The sequence below is a fragment of the Paenibacillus sp. 2RAB27 genome (assembly GCF_052115445.1).
Taxonomy (GTDB): domain Bacteria; phylum Bacillota; class Bacilli; order Paenibacillales; family NBRC-103111; genus Paenibacillus_E.
In genome coordinates, this window is sequence record NZ_JBFRGR010000002.1 from 244,589 (window position 1) to 262,181 (window position 17,593).

The window sequence follows — 17,593 nt, forward strand, 5'->3', positions numbered from 1 at the left end:
AAATTGTTGTCTGTATGTTTTAGGCTATAATAGCCTTAAAACCGGAAAGTATCTAACCCTTGACAGAGCCGAGCATGGCTCCCTTGACAAAATATTTTTGTAGGAATGGATAAACAGCAATAATCGGTATCATGGCAAAGATAACAGTAGCCGAACGCAAGGTTTGGTCATTGTAATCCAGGTTGGCAGTCGATGCTCTCGCTGGAATTAAAACATTGTCATCCGTAATAAATTGTCGCACCTTAATCTGCAGCGGGAACCAGTTCGTATCTTGTAGAAATAGAAGTGGATGTTGAAACTGATTCCATAACACGATGCCATAGAACAATGTCAAAGTAGCCAGCACCGCCTTGGAAAGTGGCAAAACAAATTGGAATAACATACGGAAGTAGCCACACCCTTCAATTTGGGCCGCTTCCTCTAACTCCTTCGAAAATTGCTTGAAAAACGTCCGCATGATGATCAGGTTGAATGGATTCAGAATATGCGGAACGATCAACACCAATGGGTTGTTATACAGTCCAATGCTACGTAATGTCAAGAAGTATGGCACGATCGGTGCCTTGAAAATCATTGCGATTACCACACCAACCATAATCGCTGGCCCCCAGCGGAATTCTGTTTTCGATAACGGGTATGCAAATAATGCTGTCACGAGAAGTGCTAATACGGTACCAATTACCGTAGTGCTCAGCGTAAGAAAGAACGATTTCCACAAGTCAAAACGATCGATAATATGGCTCCAAGAAGAGAAAGTGAACTGCCTAGGCCAAATCGTAACCAGGTTCATTTCTACTGCGCTCTTCGAACTAAATGATGTCGAAATGACATTTAAGAGCGGAACAATAGCAATAAAGGACATGAAGAGCAGCAAAGTCGTCACGCCAGATCGAAATACTTTTTCCCATCTAGATTCTAACATGTTTACCACAGCCCTCCGTCAGACACTTTTTTCGACAATCGATTAAAGAAGTATATCAAGACAAATCCAATCACAGATTGGAATAAACCTACTGTTGTTGCAAAGCTATATTGTGCTTGCTGGATCCCCGTCCTGAACACGTACGTATCCAGAATATCCCCCACACTATACGTCATTGGCGTCAACAAATTAAACACTTGATCGAACCCTAAATCGAGAAAGTTCCCAATTTCGAGGAGGAATAGCACGAGCACGGTTGGTAGAAGCAATGGAAAAGTAATTAGTCGAATTTGTTTGTATCTCGAGGCCCCATCGATCATCGCCGATTCGTACAACTGGGGATCGATTGCGCTAATTGCGGCCATGTATACAACCGTTCCCCATCCTGCATCCCTCCAGATTGACGTCAACAGATAAACAGGACGAAAGTAAGCGCTCTCTTGCATGACAAGTGAAGGTTCATAGCCGAACCATTCAGTTATCGTGTTGTACATTCCCTGTAGAGAGAAAAAATCGAAAACAATGCCTGAGACGATAACCCACGATAAAAAATGGGGGAGGTACAGCGTCGTTTGGATCCCCTTCTTTAAAGCTGATTTACGAATCTCGTTGATCATAAGTGCCAGCAAGACAGGTATTGGAAACACGATCACGATTCGCAGAAAGCCGAGAATCATCGTATTTACAAACACTCGCTGAAAATCGGGATAATGAAACAGTTTATTGAAATTTGCTAACCCAACCCATGGACTGTCAATAAAGCCTTTAAACACCGAATAATCTTTGAATGCGATTACAGTACCTGCTAGGGGGACATATTTGAAAATAATAAGAAATGCAATCCCTGGAAGGGCCATCACATACAGCGGCCAATAAGTCTTAATTCCATACCTATGTTTGTTCTTCACCTTGCTTCCCCCTGTTGTACGGATAATGTTTACACTACTAACTATACGCTCAAAGCCAAAATCGCTCAAAGGGACGAATTTAAGGTTTAACTAGGTCATTTTATAGGGAAATTTAATGAAACCCCCAGACCTTTCGCTATATGTTGTCGAAAGAACCATTCTCTTTGACGACTGAACGGCCTTCGCGGATACATTGCTTTAAAGACGCTTCCTATTGGGAACCGCCATGAAGCAAACAAGCCTCCGGTTAGCCGGAGGCTTGTTACTTCATGCTTATTTATTTCGATCTAGCAGCTTGTAGATGACCGCTGCTGCTTGCGCTCGCGACGTCTGCTGCTTCGGTCCGAACGTGCCGTCCGTGAAGCCGTCGATTAGACCGGCCAGCTTCATCTCATTCACCGCATTGGCCGCGTAGGCCGCGATCACAGCGGAGTCCTTAAACAACGCAGACGTTCCCGTTCCGCCAAGCTTCACGCCTGCTGCTGCCGCCGCACGGGACAACATGACCGCCATATCTTCCCTCGTAATCGTCTCATTGGCGCCGAACGTGCCGTCCTCCTTGCCCTTCGTGATGCCGAGCTTCTCGGCTAGCGCGACCACCTGGTAATACCAGGCATCGGTCCTGATGTCCTTGAAGCTTGATGTCGCCCGCTCATCGTTCAACTCGAGAGCAGCAAGCAGCAGCTTTAGGAATTCCGCTCTCGTAACCGATCGGTTCGGCTCGAATAAACCGGAGTCCGTTCCAGCAACGATCTGGCGAGCGGCGAGCGATTCAATCATCGTACGCGCCCACGATGCCTGATACAGATCACCCAATATTACATGGTTATACCCGACAGCATAGTGACTAAAGTGCTGCGGTGCGAAGCTAACCGTTCCACTGGCTGCGTCGTACTCCGCGTTCTTGACGATCACAAGTTTGCCATCGTCGCCGATGTAATAGACGACGATCTCATGCCCATTCTCCCCTTGTTGCAGATTATACTTAACGCTGACCGTCACCGATCCTGCGCTGTCGAAGCGGCTGATCTTCGTGCCGTCGACCATCAGATCAAAATCGAACACGGGATGGCTGCCGACTTGTCTTTGTACGCTTGCCGGAAGCTTAGACGTATCGACCTTCTCGATGATCACCGACATTTCCTTGGTTCCCGGCGGCAATAGACCGTCGGAGGGCTTCGCTGAGAAGACCAGAGTGGCGCCCGAGGCGCTCAAGGCGATGTGCGAAATGCTGCCCGAAGCGAGCGCTTCTTGAAGCGGCAGCGTCACCTCTGTCTTGCCTGGTGCAGATACATCCGATTGAACCTCAATGTTTAGCTTGCCGTCCGAAGCAGCCGCCACAGCTTGCTTCATCGTGTCCGCCTTCAACGTCGCCTGCATCGCACCATTTGCGCCGGCAGTCGCCTTAACGGTAATCGTGCCGGCTGTTACTTGGGCGCTGCCGTTTCTGTCCGTATTGCTGCTTGAGCTACTGCTGTTCCCGTTTCCGCCGCTTGTGCCAGAGCCGTCCGTCGTCGCAAATGCGAAAGCAGACGCTTCGGATTGGCCCGCCACGTTGATTGCTGTTACTTTATAGTAATAACTCGTGCCGCTCTCAAGCCCAGTATCGGTATAGGTCGTCTCGACAACGAGATCGCTGTTGACCTTCGCATACGTTCCCGTCTGCGAAGTCGAGCGATAGACCGCATAACTGACTGTGTCGTCGGAAGGCGACCAATTCAGTTTAATGCTCGTCTTACCCGCCGATTGCGCTGTTAAACCCGTCGGCGCATTCGGCAGTTGAACAACCGGCGCTTCCGTCACCGTTACGGTAGCCGTTGCTGTGTAACCGCCGTCGGCCGTCGTTGCTGTAATGACTGCCGTGCCCACTGCAACTGCCGTCACGAGGCCGTCCGTACCTACCGTCGCGACCGACTCATTGTTGGACGTCCAAGTCACGGCACTTTTCGTCGCATCCTCAGGTTCTACCGTCGCCGTTAATGTTTCCTTACTGCCAGCCGTCAGGGCGAGCGTGTTTTTGTTCAGGCTTACACCCGTCGCCGGTACAGGTGCTGTAATGACCAATTGCGGCTTGTTGGCAGAATTCTCTTTACTATTGAAATGAACACCTACATTTTGTGTGATATGAGGTCCTGTTATAGTAAATGAGAAGAGGCTATCTCCAGAAATAACCTTAGATTTAACAAAGTTCGTTACATCAAATTCATAGTACTGGGCTGATGAACCTATAGTCTGCGTAGACTGCAAAGTTGATGCAGTAGGCTTATTCGTAAAATTAATACCTGTCTCTGTCCAGCTATTATTGTTGACCCCATATACACTTACAGTTGCAGTTGAATCTGCATACCCGTAAATTCTAATCTTCGCACTTGTGACATTCGTTAGATTGGCTGCAGTAAATTGCAAGTATCCCTCTCTCACGAAATCCTCGGAGGCATCTTTCACTTCAATGGTCGTTGATGTCCCAAAATTTTGAGATGCATAGATTCCGCCTCTGACGTAGGTATCCGCTGTTACAGAATAAGAGGTTGATTTTTCAATGCCGCCACCGCTATAAGCAGCCATTGCATCTTTGATAGCGGAAAAGAGTGACGTACTGGCATCATTCGTATCTTTCATGGATTCCCAGACCATCATCCCTCCGAGGCCCTTACTTAACGCAAGATTGGTTTTGGAAATAATTTGAGCTTTACCATTATAATATTCAACTACGCCATTATACGTGGAAGAATCCTTATTGGGGGCCTCTGAATCATTTTGAACTAAGTCATTATACGAGATAAAATTGGGAGTGCTGTAAAAAGGCACACCCAACACTGTTTTTTTTGCTGGTAATCCGCGACCAGCCCAATAATTCAAGGCAGTCGTTGCTACCTGATAATTGGCTTTGGTGGCAGGATCAGACCCTTTGTCATAAGCCATAATATTAATCCAGTCAAAAGAACTAAACGTTGAACTCAGAATAACATCAGCATTTGGCCCGTAAGCATTAACAGCAGCAGTAAGCAGTTTTCCAGCATTATGGATAGCTGTGCTTAATTCACTGATCAACAAGGCAAAGTTTGCCGGATTATCGCCGCCGGCCGGGAATTCCCAGTCCATATCAATCCCGTCTAAGCTATACTGGTTGATAACATCCATACAATTGTTCACAAAATCTGTCCTGTATTGGGGATTTGCAGCGAAAGTTGCGAAATTATCCGTACTTACTTGCTGCCCCCCGCCAATCGCTAAAAAGATCTTCTTCCCTTCGGCACGTGATTTTGTAACGAGAGCAGCAAAATTCGAAGGGTTATCAATATTAAATCCCCCGGTTGCCGTAGGACGAGCAAAAGAATAATTAATATGCGTCACCTTAGCGTACGGAACCGCATTGACATCAGCATTTGAAAAAACATAACCGACAATCTTGAAGTTTGCCGGAGCTGCAGCAAAAACCAGATTCCCCCCTGACATCAACAGACATAGAACAATTAGAACCGACATTAACCTTTTAAGCATCTTAATACCTCCTATGAATTTCAATTTTTCTCGTTGTATGCATGTCCAGACAGTATATAGCTATTCGCGCCGACCATGTGGCATAGCTAACTTCTCCTCCTGTTCCTTTTCTTGCATCCCCCTGATGATTGGTTAATGAGTACGCTTACAATACTATACTCTCGATGTCAAAATCGCTCAAAGGGACGAATTTAAGGTTTTACTAGGTCATTTTATAGGGAATTTTAAAAAGCCCCTTCGCTATACATTAAATTGTGATTCTAAACGCGGATGCTTGGAATGATAAGCTACGAGAATTGTAAAAGGATTACGTCGAACCGAATTATAGCAACACTTGTCGGTTATTTGACCGTCGCCCTGTTTAATCGTGCCTTTAAGCGTCATACTACTACAACTCCTACAGAATTCCGCAGGCTGCATCAGATCATTAAATAGCCAAAGAAGCCCAAATCCACTGCAGTCGCGGATAGGGCTTCTTGAATGTCTAACGTCATCCGTCTCGGTTTACAATGGTGAAACTCACGCTGCCACTTTTCGCAGATTGTAGTTACCTTCAACTACTCTTATCAGATTCGAGGTGGATTTTTACGATATTCGCTGGGCTTGATGCCTGTTATTTTCTCAAACAGTCGGGAAAAATATTGCGTGTCTACGTATCCAACCATCTGACAAATCTCATACACTTTTAGTTCCGTTTTCTCTAACAATTCTTTGGATTTATTAATGCGGATCTGCGTCAAATAATTCAGATACGTATCGCCTGTTTTCTGTTTAAACAACTGGCTCAAATAATAAGGATTCAGGAAAAAACGTGCCGATAACTCTGCCAAGCCGATGGATTCATCATAATGAGCCGCGACATAATCTTTGATTTCGGCGATAACATCTTTCTTCTCCGGAATTTTATACTCTTGTTTGAGTGCCAATATCGCACGGACGACCTCAATCATCCACTCCTCCAGTTCAGAAAGTGTTCGAAACCGGGACATTTCATCCAGTGAAGGTATATGTCGTCCCAAAAAATCATTCATTTGCCATGGTTGGAACGACATTTTTCGGATGCTAGATAATAAAATGTTCAAGCATTGCAGCTTGAGATCAGCGGGACTCAAGCCTTTCTCGACTGCCATCTGACAGAAAATGTCGTGGATGATCGACATGGAGCCACCTTCATCCATTTTATCCAGATTGGTTTCCAACTTGATAATGGTCTCCTCTGGAACTGGTAGACGTCGCTTTACCATGTGCAACACTTCTGAGTAGAGTATCACTGATCCCTTTCCTTTGATGAGCATATAGCTCAATGCGTGGCGTGCTTCCTCAAAGGAAGTGCTGATCCCCGCCGTACGCTCCTGAACAGTTCCGATACCAATCGTAACATTCAATTTCTGTTCGAGATGCAAAGTTTCTTTTAGACTATAAAAGGAATGATGCAGTTCATCGCTCGCAAGTACGCTACCCATTTGCATCACGATGACGGCAAGTTGCGATCCTCCATATCGGAATCGGTATACTCTGTCATATTGCTTTAACACTTGATCGATCTTGAAATATACTTGTTCCAACCTGGATTCTTTGAAAACACCCGAAGGCAACGAACTGGCTACGTAACTTTCGAATTCTAGCAACGCGCACACGTACTTCATGTTATCATTTGGCATCCCAATCAGTCGCAGCAGCTCGTCCTCGTGATCGGATGGATCGCCTCCTGCATCCAATAGATCCCTTAGCAGATTTTCCGCCAACCGGCTATGAACCTCCTGTTTAAGGTGGTCAATTTCCTTTGTTTTGGCTTGTTCCTCACGAACAGTAGCCATCACTCGATAAACACAATCGCTCAGTTCATCCTCTTCTACAGGCTTGTTCAAATAAAACTGAACGCCTAACTGCATGCCTTTGCGAGCGTATTCAAAATCAGCATAACCGCTGAGGATAATGAACTTAGACAGACACCCTTGATCTTTCAACGATTGAATCATGTCTAACCCATCCGCTTGTGGCATTCGAATATCCGTCAGGACAATGTCTGGTTGACTCTCCATTATTAATTTGGCGCCTTCGATGCCATTGTAGGCTTGACCTATTACCTCGCATTCCGGGATATAACGGGAGATCATTTTTTTTAGTCCTTCTACTAAACCTTTTTCATCTTCCACTAGAAACAACTTCACAATGCAATCATTCCTTTCCCTGACCATTCTGTATGGGGATACAAATCTCCACCGTCGTTCCGCTTCCGTAATCCGAATGAACAGATAGTTCATAACGGTCTCCATACTGCAGGTTGATGCGCTCAGCTATATTCTTTAATCCGAGACCTGTTTTGGAGGACTCGTCTTCTTGCTCCAGCTTGTATTTATCCGACTTTGCGATTGCCAAAAGAGCTTGAATCTCCTCCAATTTATCAGGTGATACACCGATACCGTCATCCGAAATGCGGATTCGCATCGAGTCCCCCTCCTGCCATTCTCCTTCAATACGAATATGCAATGTACGACCATAATTTTGAAATCCATGATTTACACTATTCTCGACAATTGGCTGGAATACCAACGGAATAATGTGGCATGTTGTCATTTCTTCGGGCATACGGATGTCCAGTTGAAACTGGTTATCAAAGCGAATGTTTTGTAGTTGCAAATAATTTACCGTATATTCCAATTCGTGCTTGACCAAGTGGCGAGTACCTTCTTTTCCGAGAGCCAGACGAAACATTTTGGCAAGAATCTTGATCATGCTCGCAATTTCTTCTTCCTCTTTCACCAACGCTTTCATTCGGATCGACTCTAAAGTGTTGTACAGCATGTGAGGATTGATTTGGTTCTGTAGTGCCAAAAACTTTGCCTTTCGTCGTTTAATTTCAGCCAAATACACATCTTCTATCAGTTCGCGGATGGTGACAATCATTTTGTTGTAACTATGGACCAAATTGCCGATTTCATCTTTCGACTGCACTTTATCAATGGGCAAGTAATGTCCGAGTTCAGCTTGTTTCATGTTTCTGCGCAGCGCAATAATCGGACGCGTAATCGTATAACTCAATCCGAATGAGAACACAGACATTATTAGAACACCGGTTAGCAAAACGTAAACGGTCACCACTTTAATTTTACTTATTTTGAGCAAGAGCTTTTTTCGGGGGATCTCCGTCTTTACAATAAGTTTCCCCAATTGTGTGCTGCCGGAAACAACAATCCGATCTGCGTTACTAGCGTCTTGTGTGTAGTTTGTTTCTGTCTCCCGCACTTGGTTCCATGTCAAACGCCCGCTTGCGGCATCCGAATGATAGACGGTTTGTCCTAACGAATTGCTGATAATGACAGTGATTCCATATTTGTCGCGAGCCGAGTCGAAATCCTGGTTCAACTCCAGCAAAGTGGAAGGATCAAGATCGATAAGTAACATCCCAGCATATGCGCCATCGGAACGTAACAACATTCTGCCTACCGTGACGACACCGCCGTCTCCTTTATCCCTATAATAAGAACGATCATGTAGACCTGTTATGAAGAATGTTTCCTCCAATTGACGTGAACGCTGGTACCATGTTTGTGTCAACAATGTCGCTTCATCTACCACATTGGTCGAGCTCGTATATTGATAAACGGTGTTGTCATGGCTGATCAACATCAAGCTTCCAATTTCTGGCTTAAGGAGCGCGACACGAAGCAACATATGCTGAATAGATTCTTTACGGGCAACCAATTCATCGATGGAAAGTTCTTGTTTCTTCCCAATTTGATTGATCATTTCGCTATCGACCAAAACTGATTTTGTGATTTTGTCATATTCGACCATGAGATTGTTTAAGGAAGATTCGATTTGTGAGGTGTATAACGCAGCGAATTCCTGCGAGGAATCTTGCAAGTCAGATACAGATTGGCGATAAATTCCGACGCTTACGACTAGCATCGGTATGACGCACCCCAGCAAGTATCCGACCATTAGTTTATTTTGCAATTTCATGTTTCTGATCAAGGAAGTCCCTTGCCAAAACCATTCAATTAGTTTCATGTGACTCCTTTCGAACCACCAAAGTATTTCTCCATTATACATCTTAAACGAGGAAGAACTCTATAATAAGATGAACGAATTGTTGTGGATGGCCAACTTAACAGAAAACACCCTTCTTGTTTGGTATCATGTAATTTTCGAGCAACCAAGCCAACAAAGAAAGGTGTTGTAATTCAAAATGCTATACCAAAAGTCATTGGCTGGGCCATAAGTATTTCCCTTCGGTATGTTATGGTCGTTTCTCCAATAGTAACATACACGTTCTTGAAGGAACATTACAGGAAAATGAAAGGCAACAATATTGCTAAAAAGCCTTACGATAAATCGTAAGGCCCTACATTCATTTTTAACTAATAAGATTAAGATGCAATATATAGTTCATTCTCAAGTACTGCAAAAAGTACGGTAAGGACAGGCAGTTAAATCAGCTGGACTGACATAATCAACCTGTTCAGGTGAATATGCGAAGGGGTTTGAAAGAACCTCCAACAGCCGCTCCATCACCGTGTAGTCTCCTTGATTGACCGCGGATGTTAAAGCTTCTTCTACCCGATGGTTACGCGGGATGATTACTGGTTTATGTTTCCTCATTAATAGATGCGAGTCAGCTTTCGTTTCATGTTGACTACTTAAACTAGCCTGCCATCGTTCATACTTCTGCCTGAAATCGAATTTGTCATTCATAAACGTATCCTCAGGCAGATCCAAAGTTAAAGCACGAAATGTATTCGTGTAATCCGCACGATACATTTTCATCAAATGGAGAATTCCTTCAATTAGTGATTCATCCTCTATTTCTTCTTTAAATATCCCCAATTTGGATCTCATGCCCGTTAGCCAATTAGCGTGGTATTGCTCGGAAAAGTGTGCAATCTCATCCGCGATCAGTTGGGCACCCTGCTTTTCATCTTCATGCAGTAAGGGTAAAAGTGTTTCAGTAAATATAGTGAGATTCCAAGCAGCCATTTCCGGCTGTTTACCAAAGGCATAGCGGCCCTCCGTGTCACTGGTGCTGAATACCGTCTCTGGATCATAGGCTTCTAAAAAGGCACAAGGACCATAATCAATGGTTTCTCCAATGACCGCTATGTTATCTGTGTTCATTACTCCGTGAACAAAACCAACGAACTGCCATTTGGCAATTAATTGTGCTTGGCGCTTAAACACTTCTTGAAGCAGCGCTAGATAGCGGTTCTCAGCACCATCAGCCTCTCGGAAATGTCTGGCTAACGTGTAATCAGCAAGCGCTCGGAGCTCATCCACCGTGACAAATTCCGAAGCATATTGAAAATTTGCAAAGCGAATATGACTGGCGGCGACACGGGTTAGAATCGCACCTTCGCAACACATCCTCATCCAACCCCAAGGTTGCTCCCAATGGAGCATTCAGTATAACTAACTTCGGAGAGCTTACAGGAGTTGGATTCATCTTGGTATAAAAGAAACTAGGCAACCGCGAATAGCTGTTGTCGAAGTTCCATCCTGCATCTTTCTTTGCTTGTTTGTCTGACATCATGTCTCCTTCTCATGCAGCTTTACTACTTCGATTTACAAAGGGGAATGGCAGGCCGTCCAGTGCCCTTCCCTGATTTGCAATAAGTCGGGCTGCACTTCTTTACACGTTGCGGTTGCCGCTGGGCAGCGCGTGTGAAATCTACAGCCAGACGGGGGATTCGCAGGAGAAGGGGTTTCCCCTTCGATCTCGATCCACGCTCTTTTTTGCGAGGGATCCATCGATGGTATAGAAGAAAGCAAACCCTTCGTGTAAGGATGGGAAGGATGGAGAAACAGCTCCTCGCTAGGTGCGATTTCAACCAGTTTCCCCAAGTACATCACACCGCTTGTAAGTTTCAAAGAATAAAAAAAAGCATGGATTCAATGATCCATGCTTCCGGATGACCAGTCAGTTTATAATTCCGATTAATCTAATGTGTTTTATAAGTTTTAAACTATCATTGTTCTCCACTATTGTCAACCCATGCTAAAAATATTTGTTTATATATGATATCTTGAGTTAATAGGCAGTGCTATTTCAACGGTAGTCCCCTGATTAATTAGGCTCAGAATAGACAATTTACCACCATGCGCTTCCACAATTCGCTTACAAACCATGAGTCCTAAACCGGTTCCATTCGCCTTTGTTGTGAAAAATGGCTCACCTAACTGGGCTAGTTTTTCTGCAGAAATGCCTATACCTTGATCTTTAACACAAATAATCAAGTCTTGATTCAATCGATTTCTGCACGTTATTTGTATCTCCCCCCCACTTTCCATAGACTCTATCGCATTCTTCAAGACATTAATTAATACTTGTTTGATTTGGTCAGGTATACAAGTTATGACAGGTATTTCTGGATCCATTTCTAATTGTATTTGAACATTATACAGAAGCGCATGCGGTTGCAAGAAACTAATGATACTCTGAACAAGCTCAATTACCCTGCTTTCTATGTAATGACTTAGATGTGGCTTGGCTAGCATCATAAATTCATTGACAACATAATTGATATGTTCAAGTTCTTCCATCATAACGTCAACATAGTCTGTATTTTTATACTTAAGTAATTGTACAAACCCTTTCAAGGAAGTCAATGGATTTCGAATATCATGTGCGATACCAGCAGCCAGTTGACCAATCAAAGCTAATTTTTCAGACCTAATCATCGTTTCTTCCGCTTTCTTCTTTTCGCTAATATCCCTTTCCACACCAACAAATCCAATGACCACCCCATCTGAATCTTTCACAGGAGAAACAGTTACACTCGCATAAAATGTAGATCCATCTTTTCTAAGTTTTAGAGTTTCGAAATCCCTGATTTGCTCGCCGTTTATTAATGATTGATATAGTCTAAGCGCATCTTCTTTGTACTCATCAGGAGTCATCGGCAATACTTGCCCGATAGCCTCTTCCCTCGTCCACCCGTGCAACTCTTCAAATTTCGTATTAACCTCTAACACTACGCCATTTAAATCAACAATTACAATCCCATCAGAGGTTAAGTTCATTAGGGAATTGATTACATATTCTTTCAGTCTCATAAGTAATCGTCTCCCATTTATTCTATTGATTTTGGTTTGTATTCTTCTCCAATTGGCAAAATCCTCTATTAAGCATTCATTAATTTATGGGTTTGTTTGAATCGACAAAATCAGACAGTCCATCTACCTTTTGGGAACAAAGAAAAGAGGCAGCCGCTCTCACGGCTACCTCTTTTTGTTGATTTATTGCTTCCCAAGAAACTTGTATAACGCTTCAGCCGTTTCCATACGTAAAACTGTGGAAGTAGGAGAGAAGCGCTCTTTCGAGATGCCTGAAAGAATGCCTAGCTCGATCGCTTTATTCACATCTTCTAATGCCCATGCGGAAATTTCGCTTTGATCTGCATAGTCATCAAGTTTACGATTGATTGATGTATAGTTGCCATTCCTATACTCATAAGCTCTGACTAGTAAGATCGCCATCTGTTCACGTGTCATTTCTGCATTCGGATCGAATGTCTGTTCAGTAACGCCGGTGACCAAACCGGCTCGGCTTGCTGCAGCAACATCTTGGGCATACCAGGCATCTGACTGAACATCTTCGAATTCCGAAGTCATTGTTGCCTGCTTCTTCAAATGCAAGGCACGAACCAATAAGGCAGTAAATTGTGCTCTCGTCGTTTTCCCATTAGGGTTAAATTCACCCAACGTTACGCCTTCAATGATATGTTTCGCTGACAATACTTGCACAGCTCGTGAGGCCCAATGTGATTCAGGCATATCATCAAACTTCTTATCATACGCCAGTACAGTGTAAATGCCCGGCTGGTCCGGCATGAATGTAGCTGATTTAAACGAGAGATCAATTGTTCCACCTACGTATTCCCATTTCCCGCTCATTTTATCATAATGATATACACCAAGCAGTGCTGGATCCTTACCTGCAGGATCAAATGGCAAAACAATGTCAACTCCGGAATGGAGCTCATTGGCTGACCACGTTTCACCATCCACAGACCGGATGCGTAGTGCAAATTCAATCGCTTGACTTGCTAGATTTATACGAACGGTAGGATCTGTTGCACCTGCCAGCAAAATGGAAGACTCTAAAATGGGCCGCGCCGTAATATCTAGTATTGTTTGACTACCAACGCCAATTACTCTCTCCTTGAGCGCTTTGACTACTTCAGGCTGAACGGTAATCTGAGCTGTCACTCCGTGAACTTGTAGAGGAACATTCGGAATCAGCTTCGTTGGCACGGAGACTGTATCCTTGTCACGTCCCATTTCTACAGTAGCTTTATCATCTTTCACAATGACGGTATCTGGTTTCTCCGTTGGTTCTGGCCCCGTTGGTTTAGAATCTGTTGGTTTAGGCTCTGTTGGCTCCGGATCCGTTGTGCCAGATCCCGTTTCTTCTTCAGGTTCAGGCACCACTTGCAAGGAGATATGCTGAGATTTTCCCATCGAATCCTGTACATTTACTTTGAATTTCAAAGTAGGGCTTAGCGTTTGAATCTCTATGCGAATATCCTTGCTAATCACGTGCTGAGCAGGCTTATCTAACTCAATTTCAATGAACCCATTATTCTCCAGCGTTGGATCAGCAACTGAAATCTCGTATACACCAGTAATTTTGTTTCCATGCATCATGACAGATGCTTGGCTATTTGACGTTAAGCCGTCAACGGAAGTCATTTTATCCTTCCAGAAATTGAAGCCAGTCATGCCCAGCTTGTTCTCACGAACCGCTTGAACGTCCTGCGAATTAGCCAGAACCGTGTAATCCGGAGACGAAGCATACGCTGAGGTTTCGCTTTTGCTCGCATTAGGCAAGATAGCATATTGATAGCTGTCATTGGTTGGATTCGAACCATGATCAAACCACATGGTCAAATAATTATTTGTTAACAGCTCCGTAGGTACCGTTGTTTCAGGCGGATTGCTCAGGCTTGTATCCGAATATCGTCCTTCTTGTTCCGCACGCATCAGTTTCAGTGATTGTGTACCCGGGAAGACGTAGCCAATATCGGCACCTGCCACATTGCCTTGCAAATGAACCCATTCAGGATGCTCCAGGGTTTCTTCTCCAAAGAATCCATTCTTGGGCTCCCCATTCACATAAAGTTCATTCGTATTATTTCCAGAGAGCTTTCGCTGTTCTACGATCGACTCTACACGCTTATTATCTGTACTTGTAATATTCGAACCTAAGGCAATAATTTCGTTGTCAAAAGTAAACCACGACTTATTCGCTTTCAGCTGTGTGCCATTCTGAATTAAATTCATGCCCGTTACACCATATTTACCTAATACCGCGCCACCAGCCCAAGCGTTCGCAGGAGATGATTCCCCATCGCCATATTGGTACTGGTCTGACGTTCTAGGTCTAACAACGACGGTCGTCCCTGGTAAACGATACCAATTAAGCGTTGCCCAATAGTTATCCGTGTACTGCGATAAATCATTGTTGTACAGATAGGTCATGCCATCACCGGTATACCAGCCTTTCGCATTTTCACCATTCGTTAATTCGTAGGTTGCGATTCGCTTCGAACTCTTACTTACGCCAAATAGATAGCCATCACCTACATGTATGCTGCGAGCCATCGCGTTCATTTCAAAATGTTCTGGCAGTTCAGCTATAGGTTGAATAGCTGGGTCTTCCATCCATTCTTTAATCGTATCCGCCAAATCAAAAGGAAGTTGACTGTATGTCAGCCCTCTAGACAAAAGAAACTGGAAGTGATATTTAATGAAGCTCTTTAAATAGGCAGCCCTGTCCTCTGAAGCCGTTTGCGCGATACGGGACATACCGATTAAAATATTTTGGCCTGATCCATAGGCATCTAAGCCCTTCCTAACGATCGCACGTCCACGTGTCATATCCAAGATCTGACCTTTGTACATGACCGGAGCATATCCTTCTTGAATCCATCGATAAACATGCTCTACCTCAGGAACGACAGGCTGCCAAGTGCTCCCATTCAATAACAGCAGCAAATTGCCCATCCCATTAATAAGCACTTCACCATAACTACCTGTATAAGCAATTTTGCTATGCTGAATAAATGAACCATCCTCATAGAAACCATCGCCCGTTGTCACATAATCAAAAAGAGGCGTCAGTCCATCACGCGCATGAATAAGACGATCATAGTTTTTCTCAACAAGACCCAATCTCGTTTCAATCAACATAATATCTGAACGATTGGCCCCTACCTGTGTAAAAGTAGGTAAACTTACATCTCCAATGTAATGATCGATGCTTGCCGTATTTCTGGCAATTTGCTCTGGCGTCAAATCGTCATACATGAGGATAAGAATATCCGCTAAGCGAGTTGGAGTACCGATATCCCAGTTCCACCAATTCCCAAACTCCACCCCTGTGTTCGTGTATAGATGATCTAGCATCCAATCCATAGCTTGAAGAATATCTGCCTTTAACGCAGGGTTGTTCGTGAGCTGTGTTCCCTTCGTTGCATATGACTGTGCCATCGCTTTCAAGCGTGTATAGTGATCGAGTACGAACGTTGAATCCGAAGCGGAAGGCACTAATTCTGTCCATACCGTCGTACTGGCACCATTCAATTGCATACTATCCCAATACAATTGTGCTTTCGCTGCATTGTTATCAATTCTGCTTTTGATCTCACTATTAGTAACGTCTAGAGAGTCTTTGCCCGTAATCGTTTCCTTCCAGCGAATTCTAAGCTTATCGTATTCTTGCGGATCCTTCAGCACGGGAGCCTTAACTTCAATCGTAGCCGATGCTTGCTTACCATTGGAAGAAGTTGCTGTGATGGTTGCCGTGCCTACTTTCAATGCCCTTGCAAGTCCATTCTCATCAACACGTATAATACTTGAATTAGTAGATTGCCATGTAAGCAGCTTATCGGTTGCGTTAGCTGGCTCAACGACAGCTTCCAATTGCAAGGTATCATAGTTGGTCATTTGCAATGGCGCATTCGTAAAACTTACACTTGTAAGAGGAATAAACGGTGTTACGGTTACCGCTGTATGACTTGTAAGCGCATCGTTTAATTCCGATGTAGCCGTAATCGTTGCATGGCCTTCACCAATTCCGGTTACGATTCCATTCGTCTCTACGGTTGCAATATTCGTATTAGATGATTGCCAAATCAGCTTTTTATTCGTCGCGTTATCAGGTTGGAATGTGACCTGTAACGGAAGGGTTTTCCCTTCAACCAAGGAAGCTTGGTTGGGTAAGGTAATGTTGGTCAATAGGACTGGTTTGGTGACGGTTATCGGAATCGTTTTCGTGAATGCGCCTCCATAAGTGCTTACCGTAACGGTCGTGTTGCCCTCCTTTACTGCGCTAACCAAGCCATAAGTGACGGTAGCAACGGTTGGATCGCCCACATGCCATAAGAAACGTTGATCAGATGCATCTACTGGTAGGGTAGTTGCCGTGATGGTGGAACTGGACGTCTCTGCTAATTCAAGTGCATCAAGCGAGGTAGTTAGACCTGAGACGGGTACATAATCCGAGAGTTTTAAATCGTCCACATACCACTCACCCAGAACTCCACTTTTAAAATATTGATACAAATAGATATGTCTGATATTCAACCATGCCGCTGGAAGGGAGGCTTCTCCTAGAAGTTGATCATTAACAAAGTAACTAATTTTTCTGGAAGCGTTATCAATAAATAGTTTCAATCGGTACCACGTATTGGCTTCATAGTTGGCCAACGCTAGATTATTCGCATCCCTTATTTTCCCTGTGTTATCAAACGAAATGACAGAGACATTCGTCGTTGCCGAGGCAGGAACGGGCGCATTTAAACTTCTGAATTGAATATCCCTGCGATGCTGGGTACTATTCATATAGACAGAAGCTTCGAACACAAGATTACCCGAAATCCCGGTATTTCCTGCTACGGATCCGCCTAAGTTGTTTCTTCCCGTATTGATGTTTGTTGCATTGGAAACCATCTTGAGACTATAATCCGTACGTAATGGAGCTTGTGTCATCATGACATAATCTGTATTAGCAGCAGAATTATAAGTCCCCCAGGCTCCTCCAATCGTGCCATTGTACGTTGTCCCATTGTATATCTTTGTGTCTTTCACAGTTGTACTTTCATCATAATTCACACTAACATGCACGGTAGCAGCAGCCATAGACCTTGGCAACCTACCGCCCCCTGGAAACCCAATTGAGAAACATATCGCAACAACCATGACACTAGCTAACCATTTCTTGATTGATAGAACCATACATGACCTCCAGGATCGATAAATG

General features: G+C 44.1%; 8 protein-coding genes and 1 pseudogene. All 9 read right to left on the bottom strand.

Annotated elements, in window-relative coordinates:
• Positions 1 to 52: 52 nt before the first annotated feature.
• Complete coding sequence (locus AB4114_RS03875) at positions 53 to 922, bottom strand: carbohydrate ABC transporter permease (RefSeq protein ID WP_441987229.1); 870 nt, start codon at positions 920 to 922, stop codon at positions 53 to 55.
• 2 nt (positions 923 to 924) lie between these two features.
• Positions 925 to 1,830: an ABC transporter permease gene (locus AB4114_RS03880; protein ID WP_441987230.1), complete on the bottom strand. Its 906-nt coding sequence runs from the start codon at positions 1,828 to 1,830 to the stop codon at positions 925 to 927.
• Between the two features lie 273 nt (positions 1,831 to 2,103).
• Complete coding sequence (locus AB4114_RS03885) at positions 2,104 to 5,331, bottom strand: CBM96 family carbohydrate-binding protein (protein WP_441987231.1); 3,228 nt, start codon at positions 5,329 to 5,331, stop codon at positions 2,104 to 2,106.
• A 566-nt stretch (positions 5,332 to 5,897) separates the two neighbouring features.
• A complete protein-coding gene (locus AB4114_RS03890; RefSeq protein ID WP_441987232.1) occupies positions 5,898 to 7,502 on the bottom strand; it encodes a helix-turn-helix domain-containing protein in 1,605 nt (534 codons plus the stop codon).
• Between the two features lie 7 nt (positions 7,503 to 7,509).
• Positions 7,510 to 9,345 (bottom strand): sensor histidine kinase, encoded by a 1,836-nt coding sequence (locus AB4114_RS03895; protein ID WP_441987233.1) that lies wholly within the window; start codon positions 9,343 to 9,345, stop codon positions 7,510 to 7,512.
• A gap of 384 nt (positions 9,346 to 9,729) precedes the next feature.
• A pseudogene (locus AB4114_RS03900) lies at positions 9,730 to 10,683 on the bottom strand (protein adenylyltransferase SelO family protein); the annotation flags it as partial.
• Positions 10,684 to 10,893: 210 nt separating this feature from the next.
• Positions 10,894 to 11,178, bottom strand: a complete 285-nt coding sequence (locus AB4114_RS03905) for an oligopeptide/dipeptide ABC transporter ATP-binding protein (RefSeq protein WP_441987234.1) — start codon at positions 11,176 to 11,178, stop codon at positions 10,894 to 10,896.
• A 162-nt stretch (positions 11,179 to 11,340) separates the two neighbouring features.
• A complete protein-coding gene (locus AB4114_RS03910; RefSeq protein WP_441987235.1) occupies positions 11,341 to 12,384 on the bottom strand; it encodes an ATP-binding protein in 1,044 nt (347 codons plus the stop codon).
• 183 nt (positions 12,385 to 12,567) lie between these two features.
• Positions 12,568 to 17,568 (bottom strand): polysaccharide lyase family 8 super-sandwich domain-containing protein, encoded by a 5,001-nt coding sequence (locus AB4114_RS03915; protein WP_441987236.1) that lies wholly within the window; start codon positions 17,566 to 17,568, stop codon positions 12,568 to 12,570.
• Positions 17,569 to 17,593: the final 25 nt, after the last annotated feature.